Origin of the sequence: Desulfitobacterium sp. LBE, assembly GCF_007830365.1 — a bacterium.
In the GTDB taxonomy this organism is placed as follows: Bacteria; Bacillota; Desulfitobacteriia; order Desulfitobacteriales; family Desulfitobacteriaceae; genus Desulfitobacterium; species Desulfitobacterium hafniense.
In genome coordinates, this window is the sequence record NZ_VLKD01000001.1 from 2,702,037 (window position 1) to 2,717,458 (window position 15,422).

Genomic DNA, 15,422 nt, shown 5'->3' on the forward strand with positions numbered 1-15,422 from the left:
AAAGACCGCTGTTCAAGGGACTTAAGTTCATTGGACAGCGGTTTTTAATTCATAACTATTTGCATGCACTGCTCTACCTAGACGGATTTTTTTACATATTCTGGGGAGAATAATTTATTAAGGAGGGTTATGCCGTGCTTAATCGTCGAGAATTTCTTAAGCTGGTGGTCAAAGGCGCAATTCTGGGCAACTTCATCAGCTTAGTAACCCCCGAACTGGAAAAAGCCCTCGCACAAGGAGAAATCAATAAACTTCCCATTATTATGGTGGAGACAGGAACCTGTACCGGTGACAGCATTTCTTTGGATAATATCTGGTCACCCACTCTATCCGATATATTTACCAACATTACTGAATGGCGTTATGACTGGACCATGATGCAATCACAAGGGGAGCTGGCCTACGACGTCTTGTTGGAGATCGAAAAAAATCAAGCTCATGAGTTTGTTCTTCTTGTTCAAGGTTCTATGATTCGCCGGGACGGAGGTCATTATAATTACGCCGGATTGGAAAACGGTCAACTGATCACCGGTCTGGATCTGGTGCGCAGACTGGGGTTAAAAGCCAAATACGTAGTGGCTGTTGGCCATTGCGCTACCTATGGGGGACCCGTCGCCGGTTACCCTAATCCTACACAGTCTACCGGTGTACAAAATATTTTGCCCGAGCGCCGGGTGATCAATGTCTCCGGCTGCCCCGCCCATCCGGATTGGATCATGGGAACTCTCCTTCACTTAGCTCTTTATGGTGAGCCTGAATTGGAGAAATTCGGCCGGCCGAAAATGTTTTTTGGGGAGACTATTCATAATAATTGTCCCCGTCGCCGCTACTACGACCAGGGCATATTTGCCACAGATATCGGTCAGAAAGAATGCCTTTACCGGGTAGGCTGTAAAGGACCGGTCACCTATGCGGATTGTCCGATCCGTCGCTGGAACGATCATTATAATTGGCCTATAGGGTGCAATTCCCCCTGTATCGGCTGTACCGAGCCCGGTTATCCTGACCTTATGGAACCCTTTACCGCCCATTTTCCCGATATCCCTTTTCCAGGAGGAAGCCGGGCGGCAACGGATCGAATCGGCAGGGGGGTCTTGGGATTAGCCACTCTAGGAATCGGTGGTTATTTTTTATCTTCCTTTTACAAGGGCCGCCTTCATCGCAATTTCATCAGGTCCACCATCAAAGAAAAGAAGAAAAAGATTAAGGTAAAAAAGGTTAAATTCTGTCATCAATATCGCCCGAAGAAACCAAAGGAGTGAGCTTGCTGGAAAAGAAAGTTATCTTTCCATTTACTCGCATTCATAATCCAATGTTAGTGGAAGCTTATCTGGAAAACGGAGTTATACAAGAAGCTTTTATTTCGGATACCCTTTACCGAGGCTTTGAGCAGATTCTCGAAGGGCGCCCTGCTTTTGATATGCCTTATTACACTCAGCGCATCTGTGGCATATGTTCCTCCGTTCATGCTGTAGCGGCAGCTTTTGCTGTAGAACAAGCACTTGGCATGACTGTTCCCTCCAATGGATTGATCCAACGCAATCTTATTATGGGCAGTGATTTCCTGCAGAATCATATTCGGCATTTCTATCTCATGAGTATGCCGGATTATTTTAAAGGACCTGACATTCCTCCTTTTACACCTCATTTAGAGGGCGATATCCGATTTAATACTGAAGAAAACCAACGCATGACGGAGCATTATTTTCAAGCTGTGGAGATTTCCCGGGATGCTCATGCCGCCTTCGGTGTATTCGGAGGAAAGGCTCCCCATGGGCACGGAATTGTACCCGGTGGATGCACCATGCATGTGGATGCCGATAAAATCAATCGCTATCGCGGCTATTTGATCAAAATTCTCGAATTTATCAATAATGTTATGATACCCGATATAGAGCTCCTGGTAAAACGCTACCCGGAGTATGTCCACCTGGGAAAAGGCAATGGTAGCTTTCTCTCAGTGGGAGGCTTCACCCAACCGGATGGCGGTACCTTATTTCCTCACGGGATTGTGCTCGAAGATAAACACCAGCCCTTTGATGACCGGTTAATCCTGGAGGAGGTGACAACATCCTGGTATAAGCCAACACCTCCCGCCCATCCTTGGCAAGGAACAACCGAACCAGATAAAAATCAACCTCAGGGCTATACCTGGGTTAAGGCTCCCCGCTACCAGGGGCATGCCCTGGAGGTGGGCCCCCTGGCCCGGGCCGTGATAGCCAAGGAAAAAATTATCGGCTATGGCACTCTTGGCCGTCATTGGTCTCGGGTCATGGAAACCAAGAAGATTGCCGAAGCGGCCATGATCTGGCTGGAGCGCCTGGTTCCTGGAGCAGAGACTTTAAATACCAAAGTCCAGCAAGAATCAGGCATGGGTATAGGCTATGTGGAGGCCATGCGAGGGACTTTAGGTCATTGGGTAAAAATCGAAAAAGGACGGGTTAAGCATTATCAAATCATAACACCATCGACTTGGAACTTTAGTTCGCGGGATGAAGCCGGTAACTGCAGTGTAGGGGAATTATCCATTCGCGGCCTCACCATCAAGCATCCAGAATTAAAAGAAGCCGGAAGAGTGATTCGCTCCTTCGACCCTTGCTTTTCCTGCAGTGTGCATCTCATTGACGGAGAACAACTCCGCACTTTAGATGTCCGGGTCTGACTATTATAAAAGACTTAAAAAATCGCAAGAACCTAAAAAACTTACTTTACACACAAACGTGAATGGTTCTCGTGGGGTGCGGAGGCGAAATCGTGAAATACAATAAAAAAAACCAAGGTTCCCAACCCCAGCTCAAAATCCGCAAGCCGGTCGTGAAAGAATTAAACAAAGATCAATTAATTAACCATATTGAGATGAGACAACCTGCCTCAGTCCGCTTTTTCCATTGGGGATTTGCCTTTTCTCTTATTGCAATTATTCTTACCGGTTTAATCCTTCATCAGCCCCTTCCCTTTCTGGCGCTGCCCTATAGCAAAGTCTTCGTGATGCATGTGGGCTTTGGCTGGCTTGCCTCGGCCTTTTTCATCTTTCGTTTAGTGGATATGCTTATGCACAAGGATAAAACACTCCTTCTCTCTTGGCAGGATATAAAGAACCTTCCTAAAGTTTTTGCCTATTATTTTTATCTCCGTTCCAATCTTCCTCCTTATGGGCAGTATAATTCAGGGCAAAAAGTGATTTTCACCAGCTGGTTTCTGCTTTTTCCTTTTCTGGTCTTCATCTCCCTAGCCTCCTACTGGGCGGGAGAACGTCTGGATTGGGTTATAAAGCTCTTAGGGGGTATTCAAGTCCTGCGCATAATTAAATATTTTGGAGCTATTTACTTTGCTTCCACCATTCTTCTCCATATCTACCTGGGCCTCACAGAAAATCTTAGCAAACTCCAGTCCATGGTTACGGGGTATGAACAGAAGAACTGTGAAAAAAGCCCCGCATATCAAAGACCGGATTATCATACTAAACGATAGTGAGGCAGGCTGAGCCGTTGAGGCAAACAAAAAAAGTTCCTTGCTTAAGGGAACTTTTTTTATCCTTATTTTAATCTATCTTATACTGTAATTAATTCCAGCCTTGTAAGACTGTTCTTAAAATCTTCCCTGAACGGGTCATAGGAAGTTTTTCTTTGATTTTAACATCGATGGTGCACCGAAGGGAAAAATGTTCCCGAACATAGTGAACAACCTCTTGAGTAAAGCGCTCATAGTCCGCATCACTGCCCAGGCCATCTTCCAGTGCCAAATATACGCTTAAAATCTGACACTGTGTAAGATCATCGGACTTAGCCACCACACCAGCTTCTAGAACCCGCGGAAAATCCATTAAAACAGATTCCAACTGATAGTAGCTGATGGTATTCGTTCCCGAACGGAATCCATCCATGAATACTCCGTCCCACATATCTCTTTCTTTTGCTAAAGCGATCTCTGCTCCACCCATTCTAACCCCTCCTCTAAAGACGGTTCCGTTCACTTTAAGGTCTTTTTATTTATTATAGACTGTCATTTCATTTTCCTCTATAATTCTCTCCGAATTGTCTGAATTTTTATGCGAGCGGTTTGTATTCTTCCGCGAAATGCTTGTGAAGCCCAGTATAAGCCGCTTTAGGGGTTGAACGCCTTCTCAATTCATCCATAACCGCCTAAAAATTTCCGAGTATAAAATGATACATTTTACCTCACTATTGGGTATAATGGAGTGTAGAGTTCGAAACTGAAAGGGAAGATGCATCTTGCCGTTACATATTCATTTTGTTGGAATCAAAGGAACAGGAATGAGTGCTTTGGCTCAAGTTACCGCTCATATTGAAGGAGCCCATATTACGGGCTCAGATGTTCCGGAGCGCTTCTTTACCGATGCGGTTCTGGAGCGTGCTCATATTCCCGTTCTTAACTTTTCCGCTGCCAATGTTGAAAAGGCTGATATTGTTGTAGCCTCAGCTGCTTATGGTGAAAATCATGAAGAAATCGCCCGGGCGCGGGAATTAAATATTCCTGTCTATTCCTATCCACAATTCTTGGGCAGGCTCATGTCCAAAAAACGGGGTATTGCCGTCGCCGGTACCCATGGTAAAACGACTACCACAGCCATGATTGGGCTGGCTCTCCTTCAATCGGGAATTGACCCTACCATTGTGGTGGGCAGTGATGTTCCCAGCATCGGCGGAAATGCCTATTCTGGTCAAGGCGATTTCTTTCTGGCCGAATCCTGTGAATACCGTCGTCATTTTCTGAATTATTCTCCAGAATACTTGATTATTACGAATATCGAGTTTGATCATCCGGATTATTTCAAGGATTTAGATGATGTGGTGTGTGCTTTTTCGGAAATCGCCCAGAAGATACCACCCCACGGCAGGATTTTCATCTGGCATGAAGACCCTCAAAGAAAAGCCATTCAAGCTCAATCACCGATCATAACCTTCGGGTTGAATGAGGAAGCCGATGTCTATGCTACCAATATTCAGTTCCATGATGAAGGAAGCACTATGACCATCGTCGCTCATGGAACTGTACTGGGAGAATTCCATCTCCATGTCAGTGGCAAGCATAATATTCTCAATGCCTTGGCGAGCATCGCCCTGTGTTTGGAAATCGGCGTTCCTACGGAAAAAGTACTGGAGTCATTAAGCCATTTTAATGGCACCAAACGCCGCTTCGAACATATTGGACAGAATGCCGGAGCCCTTATCGTCGATGACTATGCTCACCATCCCACGGAAATCCGCTCAACCCTTGAAGGTGCAAGACTCTCCTTCCCTGACCGCCGTATTCGGGCCGTATTCCAGCCCCATACCTTTAGCCGCACAGAAAAGCTCCTCCAAGAGTTCTCCCAATCCTTCCAGGCTGCTGATGAAGTGGTCATCGCCGAAATTTTCGCTTCCGCCCGGGAAACAAATCTCAATACCATTTCAGCTTCCTCTCTGGCGGATTTAATCAGCCAGCAGGGAGTCAATGCCCGTTATATCCACTCCCTTGAAGAAATTCAAACTTATCTTGCCCAGACCCTTTCCCCCGGGGATCTGGTTCTGACCCTGGGTGCAGGGGATATCTATAAGGTGGGGCAAAGTTTGGTGTGCTGAACAAGTAGACCGATAGGCCCAACTCTATGACTATTCTATTGGGTTGAGATTGTTTTAGATTCCTTAGCCTTGAATCACAGTATTTGCTGTATTTCAGGGCTTTCTTACATTGCCTCCGCCGCAAATCAGAGCAAATTTTCGCAGTCTGGGCTTACTATGGTATACTATAAATTAAAAGCTGATAGATAAGACCTTCACTGGTGAAGGAGGGGTAACATGGCTCAGGCCACTCGTGCAGAACGGGAAAAGAAGACCGTCAAGGTTATGATCATGCTCTATTGTAAAGACAACCATAAGCCCATTGGCGACCTGTGTGCAGAATGCCAGGAACTCTTGACTTATTCCCAGAAGCGGGCAGAGCATTGCAGGTTTGGAGAAGATAAGCCGGTCTGCGGTGATTGCACCGTACATTGTTATAAAAAGGATATGCGGGAAAGGATTCGCACTGTTATGCGTTACGCAGGCCCCCGAATGATCCTCCATCATCCGTTGATGACTATACAGCATGTTATTGATAAAAGGCATAAGCCGCAGATTGGAGAAGATAGGATTGGCTGACAGGTTCGAAAAACTAAGGAATGGCCCCATATAGAGGCCATTCCTTTTTACATAGTGACAGATCTCGAATAAGGTGCTCTTCTTCCGATCTCCCTCACTATTTCCTGCCAATCCTGGCAACGGATAATTCCTGAGGACAGTTCTCCTTGGTTATAGCTGGCGTCCAAGAGAAGCACAGGTACTCCTGCTTCAGAGATTGCCTGGGCATTCCCCAGAAAATCCTCGAGGAATATCTCCAGCTGCCATTGCAGTACATAATCCACTTTGCTTTGGAAGCCTGTAAAGAGGATCTGTTCATGGGGTATCTTGTGCTTTTTCAGCCAACGAAGAGTATGGACTTCCTCATCCAGGGATCGGGCGGTAACATAGACCACTTCATGACCCTGGCGGAGGAGCCTTTCAATGCCTTCCTTAGCCCCGGCTACCGGGTCGGGAATATCGAACAAGGTGGCCACATTATCTTCGAAGTACTTCCCCATTTCCTCCCAAGACACACCAAAATCCAAATGCATATCATAATTTTTCAGTTCTAAGATATTGGTCCCAAAGTGCCGGTTCAGCTTTCCGAGCCAAGCTTTATAGCTGTCGGAAACTACCCCGTCGATGTCTACACCTATTCGCAAAGGACTGTCCTCTCCTTTAAATTATTCTTAGCGCATTAATTCTTCTAATTCCAGAGGCTCTACCCGGCGTCCGTCTTTATAGGCCCGCATATTTCCTCCGGAAATCTCATCGATTAAAGCAATTTGCTTATCATCACCGATTCTGCCGAACTCAAATTTGATATCATAAAGTTCCATACCTTTTTGTGCTAACTCTTCCTTTACGATTCCCGCAATCTTCTGAGTTAGTTCTTTCAACACTTTATATTCGTCTTGAGACAAAATTCCCAGCATATCTAAAGCGTCTTCAGTAATGGGGGGATCATTTCTATCATCATCTTTCAGGGTCACTTCCACAAAAGCATCTAAAGGTTGTCCATCCTGAGCATATTTCCCGTAGCGGCGCAGAAAACTTCCCACTGCCCGATAACGGCAAATGACCTCCAAGCCTTGTCCGAAAGGAGTGGCTTTTTTTACTTTCATGGTGCCCGCTTCCAAGTCGGCATCGATATAATGGGTTGGGATGCCCAGAGCGTTAATTTTCTCAAAAAAATACTTGGTCAGCCGCAGGCCTGCTTTTCCTGCTCCTTCGATTTGCAGCCCTACAGTGTTGGCACCCGGATCGAAGACCCCATTTTCCCCAGTGACATCATCCTTGAATTTCAGCAAGCAGTTGCCGTCTTCTAAGGCATAGACATCTTTTGTTTTTCCCGTATAAACCAATTCCATCTGTTTCTACCTCTTTCTTTTATTGCTTTATATTTTTGCATGCTTAGTTAGGGCATTTTATATTTTATAGCATACCATTTTTACCCAGCGAGGGCTAAGAAATGACACGCCCTATAATTTGGGCAGCTTAGGCAGTTCCAAGGCTGGGGGGAGCTGTCTTTTATGCTCACTCTGCCGATGCATTTTTTCAATCTTCTCTTGCCTCTCTTCAGGTACCCCTTCTCCAAGAAGATAGCGATCGATCAGGTCGTAGGTAATGCCCATTTCCTGTTCATCGGTTTGCCCTTCCCACAATCCAGCTGTGGGAACCCGATTCACTATTTTTTCCGGAAGCCCTAGCCGGGCGGCCCAGGCTCGTACTTCAGCCTTGGTCAGAGAGGCAATCGGGAGAATATCCACTCCCCCATCCCCATATTTAGTAAAATAACCTGTATAGGCCTCAGGAGCATTGTCTGTCCCCACCACAAGATAATTAAGGGAGTTAGCTACGGTGTATAAGGTGGACATACGCAGGCGTGCCTTAAGGTTTCCTTGGCTTAATTGCTCCTCGAAGGTATATTCTTGAGCGGTGAGAGCCTTCTTGACCGAAGCCAGGATGCCCTGGTGAGCTTGAGTCAAATCGATTTCAACCGCCTTAAGAGATAATGCCTCTGTCGCAAGCCATGCATCTTCTCTGTCCATAGGATTGGACCCCGCCGGTAGTATGACTCCGATGGAATTGTGGGGAAAAGCCCGTTTACATAACCCCGCCACCACTGCGGAATCTACCCCGCCTGAGACACCGATCACCAGCCCTTGGGCACGAGCTTCTTGGACACGCTCCCGGAGCCATTCTACAGCCCGGTTAATTCGTATTTCTAATTCCTCAGCACTCCACATAGTTTTTCCTCCTTGTAAGATATTCCTTGAAGCGGTTCACTATGAACCGCTTTTTGAACAAATCATTTGGATAATCTTTTAGTCTGCTCTTCCTCTATCTTAGTACTGATTTCCAGGAGCAGGGACTGCCTTAGCTCGAAGAGCTTCGGCGATAAGTCCACGATATAGCGGTGTGGGTTAACCAGACGTTTCACTTCATCCCATAAGGTCTCACATTCGTGCCGGGCGTAGGTCTGGATATCTTTGAGATAGGGCAGTTCATAGACTCGCCTGCCCCCCCGGAAAACCGGCCTCAGGAGCTCCCGGGTCTTAAAATCAGTGAGGGTTTTGCGCTTCCATGTCTCAATAGGGTCGAAGATGGTTAAGGGTTCTTCAAAATGCTCATCATCTAAGGCAATTAAATCCGCCATGGCTTTTCCGCGCCGATCGTAAAAGCGCACGATCTTCTTAATACCAGGGTTGGTTATCTTGGAGATATTCTCCGAGACTTTAAGGCGGGGCTCAAAGACCCCCTTCTGGCCTTCGGCAGAGAGCTTGTAGACTCCGCCTAAAGCCGGGGTATCCTTGGAGGTAATTAAGTGAGTGCCTACCCCCCAGGAATCGATAGCCGCCCCTTGAGCGCGAATAGCTGAGATGGTATGCTCATCCAAATCATTGGAGGCCACAATTCGTGCATGTTCAAGGCCTGCTTGATCCAACATTTTGCGGGCTTCCCGGGAAAGATACGTTAAATCGCCGCTATCAATGCGGATGCCTAAAAAGCGATGTCCTTCCGCCTCCAGCTCCAGCCCTACCTTGATGGCGTTGGGGACTCCGGATTTAAGCACATTATAAGTATCAACTAAAAGCAGGCATTGATCCGGGAAGGTTCTGGCATAGGCCCGGAAAGCTTCCAGCTCGTCAGGAAAGCACTGAATCCAACTATGGGCTTGAGTTCCCGATAGGGGGATGCCATAGCGTTTTCCAGCCAGCACATTGGAAGTAAATTGGCACCCTCCGATAAAGGCCGCTCGCGAACCTAATATCCCGGCATCAGGTCCTTGGGCCCGTCTTAAACCAAATTCCATGACACTTCCTCCACCGGCAGCAGCTACTACCCGGGAGGCTTTCGTGGCAATAAGCGTCTCAAAGTTTATTATATTAAGGAGCGCTGTCTCAATAAGCTGAGCTTCAAGGATCCGGCCTTTCACCCGCACCAACGGTTCATAGGGAAAAACCACAGTCCCCTCAGGAACGGCATCTATATCGCCATGGAATCGGAAATCCTTCAATAGATTAAGAAACCCCTCATCGAATATGTTTAATCCCCTGAGATAAGCCATGTCCTCTGAAGAAAACCGCAAATTTTCAATATACTCCACGACTTGCTCCAGGCCCGCAGCTATAACATAACCGCCCCCACTGGGGATTTTGCGAAAATAAAGATCAAAGACCGCTTCCTTATTTTCATAACCATTTTGGTAATAGCCTTGCATCATCGTGAGTTGATATAAATCAGTTAACAGAGCAACATCCTGCACTTAAGCAGCCCTCCTCTTTCCTGGTAGGACATATTTACACACATTTGTTCTCATTTTATCCCCACAAAGGAAGAATCTATCCCAATTTATCCCCGTGAACCTGTGACTTATTCTGTAGTTATCCACAAAGTTATCCACACTATGCACAGAGTTTTTTAAAGTTCTCTTTACAAATAAGCTTGTGCCCCTTGATTTTCAGGATCTCTTGCTTTTAATTTATACCCGGTATAGGTATTATTCAAGCTTATCCACAGGTTTTTCCACTTATCCACATTATCCACCTGTAAATTGTTCCAAAATATGCTCCGTCCAGAGAATAGCTTGAGCCACGCTTTCGGGAGAAGGACCGCCGGGAATATGGCGTTGACGGACACAGTACTCAATGCCGATGCTTTCAAAAAGATCTTCAGCAAATACGTCCGAATGCTCCTGGAACTCCTTTAAAGTGAGATCTTCCAGGCCACAGCCCCGTTTAGAACAGTAAAGGACCAGCTTGCCCACGATTTCATGGGCTTCTCTGAAGGGAACATTTTTCTTGGCCAGATAATCCGCTAAATCCGTGGCGTTGGTGAAGCCACCCTTGGCACCTTCAGCCATAGCCTTTTTATTGACCTTCATGGTGCGGAGCATGGGCTCTACCACAAGGAGAGATTTCTGGATGGTATCCACCGCATCAAAAACCTGCTCCTTATCTTCCTGCATGTCCTTATTATAAGCTAAAGGAAGCCCTTTCATTACGGTAAGCAAAGCGACTAGATCTCCATAGACACGGCCCGTCTTTCCGCGAACTAATTCAGCCACATCAGGGTTCTTCTTTTGGGGCATAATGCTGGAGCCGGTGGAGTAACCGTCATCCATAATCACAAATTGAAACTCTCCCGTGGACCAAAGAACCAATTCCTCGCAAAGCCGGCTGAGATGCATCATTAAGATGGAAGCCGCACTGAGGAATTCCAAAGCAAAATCCCGGTCACTCACCCCATCGAGGGAATTCCAGGTGATGCCGTCAAAACCCAGCTCTTGGGCCACCATCTCCCGCTCTAAGGGAAAGGTGGTTCCCGCTAAAGCTCCGGAGCCTAAAGGGGATACATTAAGCCGTTGGCGAGTATCCTTTAGTCGGCCTGAGTCACGGAGAAACATTTGCGCATAGGCCATCATATGGTGGGCAAAGGAAATAGGTTGGGCCTTTTGCAGGTGGGTATAGCCCGGCATATAGGTCTCCTGATGCTCTTTGGCAAGGTCCAAAACGGTCCGTAGAAGAGTAATCAGCAGCTCCTGGGTATGGTCAATTTCTTCCCGCAGAAACAGACGCAGATCCAGGGCTACCTGATCATTGCGGCTGCGTCCCGTATGAACTTTCTTCCCTACGGTCCCTACCCGCTCCGTGAGCAGTTTCTCTACATTCATATGAATGTCTTCGGCCCCGATCTCGAATTGGATTTTTCCCTCCCGAATGTCGGTTAAAATGCCTTTAAGTCCTTCAATGATTTGCTGTGCTTCTGCCGAGGTCAGGACCCCGATCTCTCCCAGCATCCGCGCATGGGCGATGCTCCCTTGAATATCCTGCTTGTACAACCGTTGGTCAAAGGAGATTGAGGAATGAAAATCCTCCACTAAGGCATCTGTTGATTTTTCAAAACGACCACCCCAAAGTTTCATCTATGCTTCATCCTTTCCTGTAAAAAACTTTCATGTAAGAAAAGCGCCCCGAGGGCGCTTTCTCTCTCTTATCTGCTTATCCACACAGTGGATAAGCCAACTTACCTTATCTCAACCCTGATTTCTTTTCCATTAACGCTCTTACTTTAAGAGGAAGACCGAAGAGATTGATGAAACCTTCAGCATCCTTTTGGTTATAGACCCCATCTCGTCCGAAGGTAGCAAATTCTTCACTATAGAGGGAGTAGGGGGATTTCACACCGGCTAAGCTGCAATTGCCTTTATAAAGCTTCAGGCGTACCGTTCCGGTGACATTTTTCTGGGTAACATCCACGAAGGCATCCAGGGCTTCCCGCAAAGGAGAATGCCAAACGCCGTCGTAAACCAATTCAGCGTATTTCAGGGCGATTTGCTCCTTATAATGAAGGGTCAAACGATCCAAGGTCAAATGTTCCAGGGCTTGATGAGCTGTATAGAGAATGGTACCACCGGGAGTCTCATAAACCCCCCGGGATTTCATTCCTACTAAGCGGTTTTCCACCATGTCCACAATGCCAATGCCGTGTTTGCCACCAACCTCATTGAGGGTCTCCAAAAGCTGAACAGGACCTAACTTTTCTCCGTTTAAAGAAACAGGAATACCTTGTTCAAAATCCAGTTCCAGGTACTCGGCTTCGTCGGGAGCATCTTCCGGTGAAACCCCAAGGAGATAGAGATCCTTTTTGGGCTCATTCCAAGGATCTTCTAAATCGCCTCCTTCATGGCTGAGATGCCAGACATTGCGGTCCATACTGTAAGGGCGATCTTTCGTTACAGGGACAGGAATTCCCCTCTCAACAGCATAGTCAATAGCATCTTCCCGGGACTTGATATCCCAAATCCGCCAAGGAGCTATGATCTCCAGATCAGGATTTAAGGCTTTGACAGCCAGCTCAAAGCGAACCTGGTCGTTTCCTTTTCCCGTGGCACCGTGAGCAATGGCCACAGCTCCCTCTTTTGCCGCAATCTCTACTAAACGTTGGGCAATCAGGGGACGGGCAAAGGAGGTTCCCAAAAGATATTTGCCTTCATAGACAGCTCCGGCTTTTAGGGTGGGGTAGATGAAATCAGTAACGAATTCTTCTTGCAGATCTTCGATATATAATTTACTGGCTCCGCTCTTAATCGCTTTTTCGTGGAGAGGCTCCAGCTCTTCTCCTTGTCCCAGGTCAGCGGCCATAGCAATGACTTCATAGCCATAATTCTCTTTCAGCCAAGGGATGATGATCGAGGTATCTAATCCTCCGGAATACGCAAGCACTACCTTTTTCATAGGGATAACTTCCTTTCTTAACATGTCATCTATAGTTTAGTACATGAACTAAAATAGCTCCTTCACAAAAGACTGACTGAAGTCACTTTAAACTTTAACTCTATTAATTTCTTGATAAAACCCAAAATTCCTGCCTCTTATATCAATAAAGCCATGATTGCTTTATGAGCGTGGAGTCGATTTTCAGCCTCATCAAAGACTACGGATTGAGGTCCTTCAAGAACCTCTTCCGTGATTTCTTCTCCCCGGTGAGCCGGAAGACAATGCATGACGATGGCATTGGCTTGAGCCCTCTCCATGGTCTCTCTGTCGATCCGGTAGCTTTGGAAGGCTTTCATACGGATTGCGGCCTCTTCTTCCTGCCCCATGCTGGCCCAGACATCGGTGTAGAGCACATCGGCTCCCTCGGCTGCCCCGAGAGGATCCTCCACCCATTCCACCAGGCCGCCGTACTGCTTAGCTTGTGCCTGTGCTTGAGCTACCACTTGGGCATCGGGCTTATATCCGACAGGAGTGGCTATGACCACATGCATTCCCATTTTACCGGCAAACATCAAAGAATGGGCCATATTGTTCCCATCTCCAATATAGGTCAGCTTTAAACCTTCCAGACAGTGCTTATGTTCCTGGATAGTCAGCAGATCCGCCAGCACTTGGGTAGGATGAAGAAAATCACTTAACCCATTGATGACGGGTATATCAGCATACTTAGCCAGCTCAATTACATCCTGATGGCTATGGGTTCTGATCATAATTCCATCCACCATCCGGGATAAGACACGAGCAGTATCTTTTATAGGTTCCCCACGTCCAATTTGAATATCCCGGTCGCTCAAAAATAAAGCATGCCCTCCTAACTGAAGCATGCCGGCTTCAAACGCAACCCGGGTCCGTGTGGATGACTTAGTGAAAATCATGGCCAACGACTTGCCTTGGAGGATGGGATGGGGAGTCCCCCCTTTTTTTTCCTCTTTCAGCTCTTTAGCTACCTTGAGCATATAAAGAATTTCATCGGGTGTAAAATCCTGGAGACAGATAAAATCCCGACCTGTGAAGTGCTCTTTATGGAGAACCGGCATATGCATCTCCCTTTCCAGAAGAATTTGTTCTTATTTTAATATGAATTATTATACTAATTAATGCATAACAATACAATCTTCTTTTTGTTTTATTTTTAATTTATACCAGCTTAAATTTTTCCAGCTTCTTTATCTCAGTATAAGGAGATTCCGAATCACATAAGGTAATCTAAAGTTTCGAAAATGACTATTCAAAAGGTGATCCCCCATGTAATATTATTATAGAATTGAAAGGTGGGATACATAGTGACCTGGACCGACCGCATGAAAAAAACTATTGAAACTTTTAAGAGAATGGCCCTCCCTCTCTTTGGCTTTTTTATTCTTTTGGCCTTAGTAGAATTCATTATCACCGTTATTTCCCTTAGTGCAACCTTTTTGCCTTTTTTCGATATGAATGGCTGGAACCCTTCCTTTTCCCCGGCCCCCTATATGAATCCCAATATCCCGGTCCCCCCGGGATATGAATACGGTCCATCCCTGGACTATGCTTTTGGCTGGGAAGAATTAGCACCTTTTATGAGCATGCTGCCGGGATTATTAGGCGGCATAGCCATCCTTATGATATTGAGTATACTGATAGGCAGTGTTTTTTTTACAGGAATTTTTCACCTTACCAAAAAAGCTTACACTGAAAAAGCACAGTTTCGGGACATTAAGCTGAAGGGGCTGCCCCGGGTCTTAGGCTGGTATGCCATAGTGACTTTGATCAGCAGTGTTGCGATCGGTGTGGGAATCTTCTTGGCAATGAGGTTTGAGTCCCCTTATTCCCTGGCCATGTTTGGCTTGATTTATATTCTTGTCCTTATGGCTGTAGGCCTCTTTGTGGCTCCGTGGATCACCGCGGCCCCCTACTATATGTTGAATCATAACAGCTTTGCTTTTGGGCAAGCTTTTAAAGAGAGTTGGCACTTCTACCGCCGCCATATGGGACCCTTATGGGGAGCATTTTTTACCCTATTGGGTATCCAGCTGTTAGTCAATGCCATCTATCGCGGCTCCCCCGACATTGGTTTCATCCTCACTTTGCTTACTACTCCCTTCCTAACGGTTCTGCCTATTGTCTGGGTATTGACTCTTGAAGAAGAAGATCAGCCCCCGCTTATCGCCACTATTTACTCTCCCAGCCCGGGCCAGGCGAGCCATGACCCAGGAATGGGTGCCCCCGCTGAGCCGTCTTCTCCTTCTCCAACCGATTCACCCCATACACCCTGGAACACTTCTTCCGAATCTGTTGCGAAAGATTCTTATGGCTCTGCATCGACAACTCCCCTCTATACTCCGCCGGAAAATCCCTATTCAGCACCTGAATCTCCCTACCATTCCCCTTCCGTACCTTCTTATGAAGGTACTTCTTCCGAAGAGTCGGAGAGGGAATCTGTAAACTTCTGCCCTACCTGCGGCAAAAAGGTGCGGGAAGGCGCCAGCTATTGTTCTCAATGTGGGACGAAGCTTTAACACTCCAGATTCGTTGCCTTGCATCAAAAGAGGCCGTTGTTCAC

The 15,422-nt window shown here is 46.6% G+C and carries 14 protein-coding genes; 6 read left to right on the forward strand and 8 right to left on the reverse strand.

Going from position 1 to position 15,422, the window contains the following annotated elements:
* Positions 1 to 134 precede the first annotated feature (134 nt).
* The 3 genes from DESLBE_RS12870 (at position 135) to DESLBE_RS12880 (ending at position 3,471) form a co-directional block, all read left to right on the forward strand.
* Positions 135 to 1,262, forward strand: a complete 1,128-nt coding sequence (locus tag DESLBE_RS12870) for a hydrogenase small subunit (protein ID WP_005808601.1) — start codon at positions 135 to 137, stop codon at positions 1,260 to 1,262.
* On the forward strand, positions 1,259 to 2,662 hold the full coding sequence (locus DESLBE_RS12875; RefSeq protein ID WP_172625429.1) for a nickel-dependent hydrogenase large subunit: 1,404 nt from the start codon (positions 1,259 to 1,261) through the stop codon (positions 2,660 to 2,662). The genes DESLBE_RS12870 and DESLBE_RS12875 overlap by 4 nt, the downstream gene beginning before the upstream one ends.
* A 62-nt stretch (positions 2,663 to 2,724) precedes the next feature.
* A complete protein-coding gene (locus tag DESLBE_RS12880; RefSeq protein WP_018214192.1) occupies positions 2,725 to 3,471 on the forward strand; it encodes a cytochrome b/b6 domain-containing protein in 747 nt (248 codons plus the stop codon).
* Positions 3,472 to 3,562: 91 nt separating this feature from the next.
* On the opposite strand, the gene DESLBE_RS12885 is transcribed toward DESLBE_RS12880, so the two are convergent.
* The gene (locus tag DESLBE_RS12885) at positions 3,563 to 3,940 is read right to left on the reverse strand and encodes an acyl-CoA synthetase (RefSeq protein WP_005808605.1); all 378 of its coding nucleotides are present in this window, start codon (positions 3,938 to 3,940) and stop codon (positions 3,563 to 3,565) included.
* Positions 3,941 to 4,232: 292 nt separating this feature from the next.
* Here DESLBE_RS12885 and murC point away from each other — a divergent pair, with 292 nt between their 5' ends.
* Both murC and DESLBE_RS12895 read left to right on the forward strand, forming a co-directional pair.
* The gene (murC, locus tag DESLBE_RS12890) at positions 4,233 to 5,582 is read left to right on the forward strand and encodes a UDP-N-acetylmuramate--L-alanine ligase (protein WP_018214193.1); all 1,350 of its coding nucleotides are present in this window, start codon (positions 4,233 to 4,235) and stop codon (positions 5,580 to 5,582) included.
* Between the two features lie 216 nt (positions 5,583 to 5,798).
* Positions 5,799 to 6,140 (forward strand): nitrous oxide-stimulated promoter family protein, encoded by a 342-nt coding sequence (locus DESLBE_RS12895; protein WP_011459318.1) that lies wholly within the window; start codon positions 5,799 to 5,801, stop codon positions 6,138 to 6,140.
* A gap of 47 nt (positions 6,141 to 6,187) precedes the next feature.
* Here the strand turns inward: DESLBE_RS12895 and DESLBE_RS12900 are convergent, their stop codons facing one another.
* From DESLBE_RS12900 to argF, 7 genes are all read right to left on the reverse strand, one after another.
* Positions 6,188 to 6,763 (reverse strand): hypothetical protein, encoded by a 576-nt coding sequence (locus DESLBE_RS12900; protein ID WP_011459317.1) that lies wholly within the window; start codon positions 6,761 to 6,763, stop codon positions 6,188 to 6,190.
* Between the two features lie 27 nt (positions 6,764 to 6,790).
* On the reverse strand, positions 6,791 to 7,471 hold the full coding sequence (locus DESLBE_RS12905) for a phosphoribosylaminoimidazolesuccinocarboxamide synthase (RefSeq protein ID WP_005808611.1): 681 nt from the start codon (positions 7,469 to 7,471) through the stop codon (positions 6,791 to 6,793).
* 111 nt (positions 7,472 to 7,582) lie between these two features.
* Positions 7,583 to 8,350: an NAD(+) synthase gene (gene nadE, locus DESLBE_RS12910; protein WP_144677136.1), complete on the reverse strand. Its 768-nt coding sequence runs from the start codon at positions 8,348 to 8,350 to the stop codon at positions 7,583 to 7,585.
* Between the two features lie 62 nt (positions 8,351 to 8,412).
* Positions 8,413 to 9,870 carry a nicotinate phosphoribosyltransferase gene (locus DESLBE_RS12915; RefSeq protein WP_144677138.1) on the reverse strand — a complete coding sequence of 486 codons (1,458 nt, stop codon included), beginning with the start codon at positions 9,868 to 9,870 and terminating at the stop codon, positions 8,413 to 8,415.
* Between the two features lie 273 nt (positions 9,871 to 10,143).
* Positions 10,144 to 11,529 (reverse strand): argininosuccinate lyase, encoded by a 1,386-nt coding sequence (gene argH, locus DESLBE_RS12920; RefSeq protein ID WP_144677140.1) that lies wholly within the window; start codon positions 11,527 to 11,529, stop codon positions 10,144 to 10,146.
* A 106-nt stretch (positions 11,530 to 11,635) separates the two neighbouring features.
* Positions 11,636 to 12,865, reverse strand: a complete 1,230-nt coding sequence (locus DESLBE_RS12925; RefSeq protein ID WP_005808619.1) for an argininosuccinate synthase — start codon at positions 12,863 to 12,865, stop codon at positions 11,636 to 11,638.
* A gap of 113 nt (positions 12,866 to 12,978) precedes the next feature.
* Positions 12,979 to 13,926 carry an ornithine carbamoyltransferase gene (gene argF / locus DESLBE_RS12930; protein WP_144677142.1) on the reverse strand — a complete coding sequence of 316 codons (948 nt, stop codon included), beginning with the start codon at positions 13,924 to 13,926 and terminating at the stop codon, positions 12,979 to 12,981.
* Positions 13,927 to 14,154: 228 nt separating this feature from the next.
* On the opposite strand from argF, the gene DESLBE_RS12935 reads away from it, so the two are divergent.
* Positions 14,155 to 15,378 (forward strand): zinc ribbon domain-containing protein, encoded by a 1,224-nt coding sequence (locus DESLBE_RS12935; protein ID WP_144677144.1) that lies wholly within the window; start codon positions 14,155 to 14,157, stop codon positions 15,376 to 15,378.
* Positions 15,379 to 15,422 lie beyond the last annotated feature (44 nt).

Coding starts and splice junctions, on each gene's coding strand:
- DESLBE_RS12880 (WP_018214192.1), top strand. CDS start 2,725: ATGGTTCTCGTGGGGTGCGGAGGCGAAATCGTGAAATACAATAAAAAA.
- DESLBE_RS12885 (WP_005808605.1), bottom strand. CDS start 3,940: ATGGGTGGAGCAGAGATCGCTTTAGCAAAAGAAAGAGATATGTGGGAC.
- DESLBE_RS12895 (WP_011459318.1), top strand. CDS start 5,799: ATGGCTCAGGCCACTCGTGCAGAACGGGAAAAGAAGACCGTCAAGGTT.
- DESLBE_RS12905 (WP_005808611.1), bottom strand. CDS start 7,471: ATGGAATTGGTTTATACGGGAAAAACAAAAGATGTCTATGCCTTAGAA.
- nadE (WP_144677136.1), bottom strand. CDS start 8,350: ATGTGGAGTGCTGAGGAATTAGAAATACGAATTAACCGGGCTGTAGAA.
- argH (WP_144677140.1), bottom strand. CDS start 11,529: ATGAAACTTTGGGGTGGTCGTTTTGAAAAATCAACAGATGCCTTAGTG.
- DESLBE_RS12925 (WP_005808619.1), bottom strand. CDS start 12,865: ATGTTAAGAAAGGAAGTTATCCCTATGAAAAAGGTAGTGCTTGCGTAT.
- argF (WP_144677142.1), bottom strand. CDS start 13,926: ATGCATATGCCGGTTCTCCATAAAGAGCACTTCACAGGTCGGGATTTT.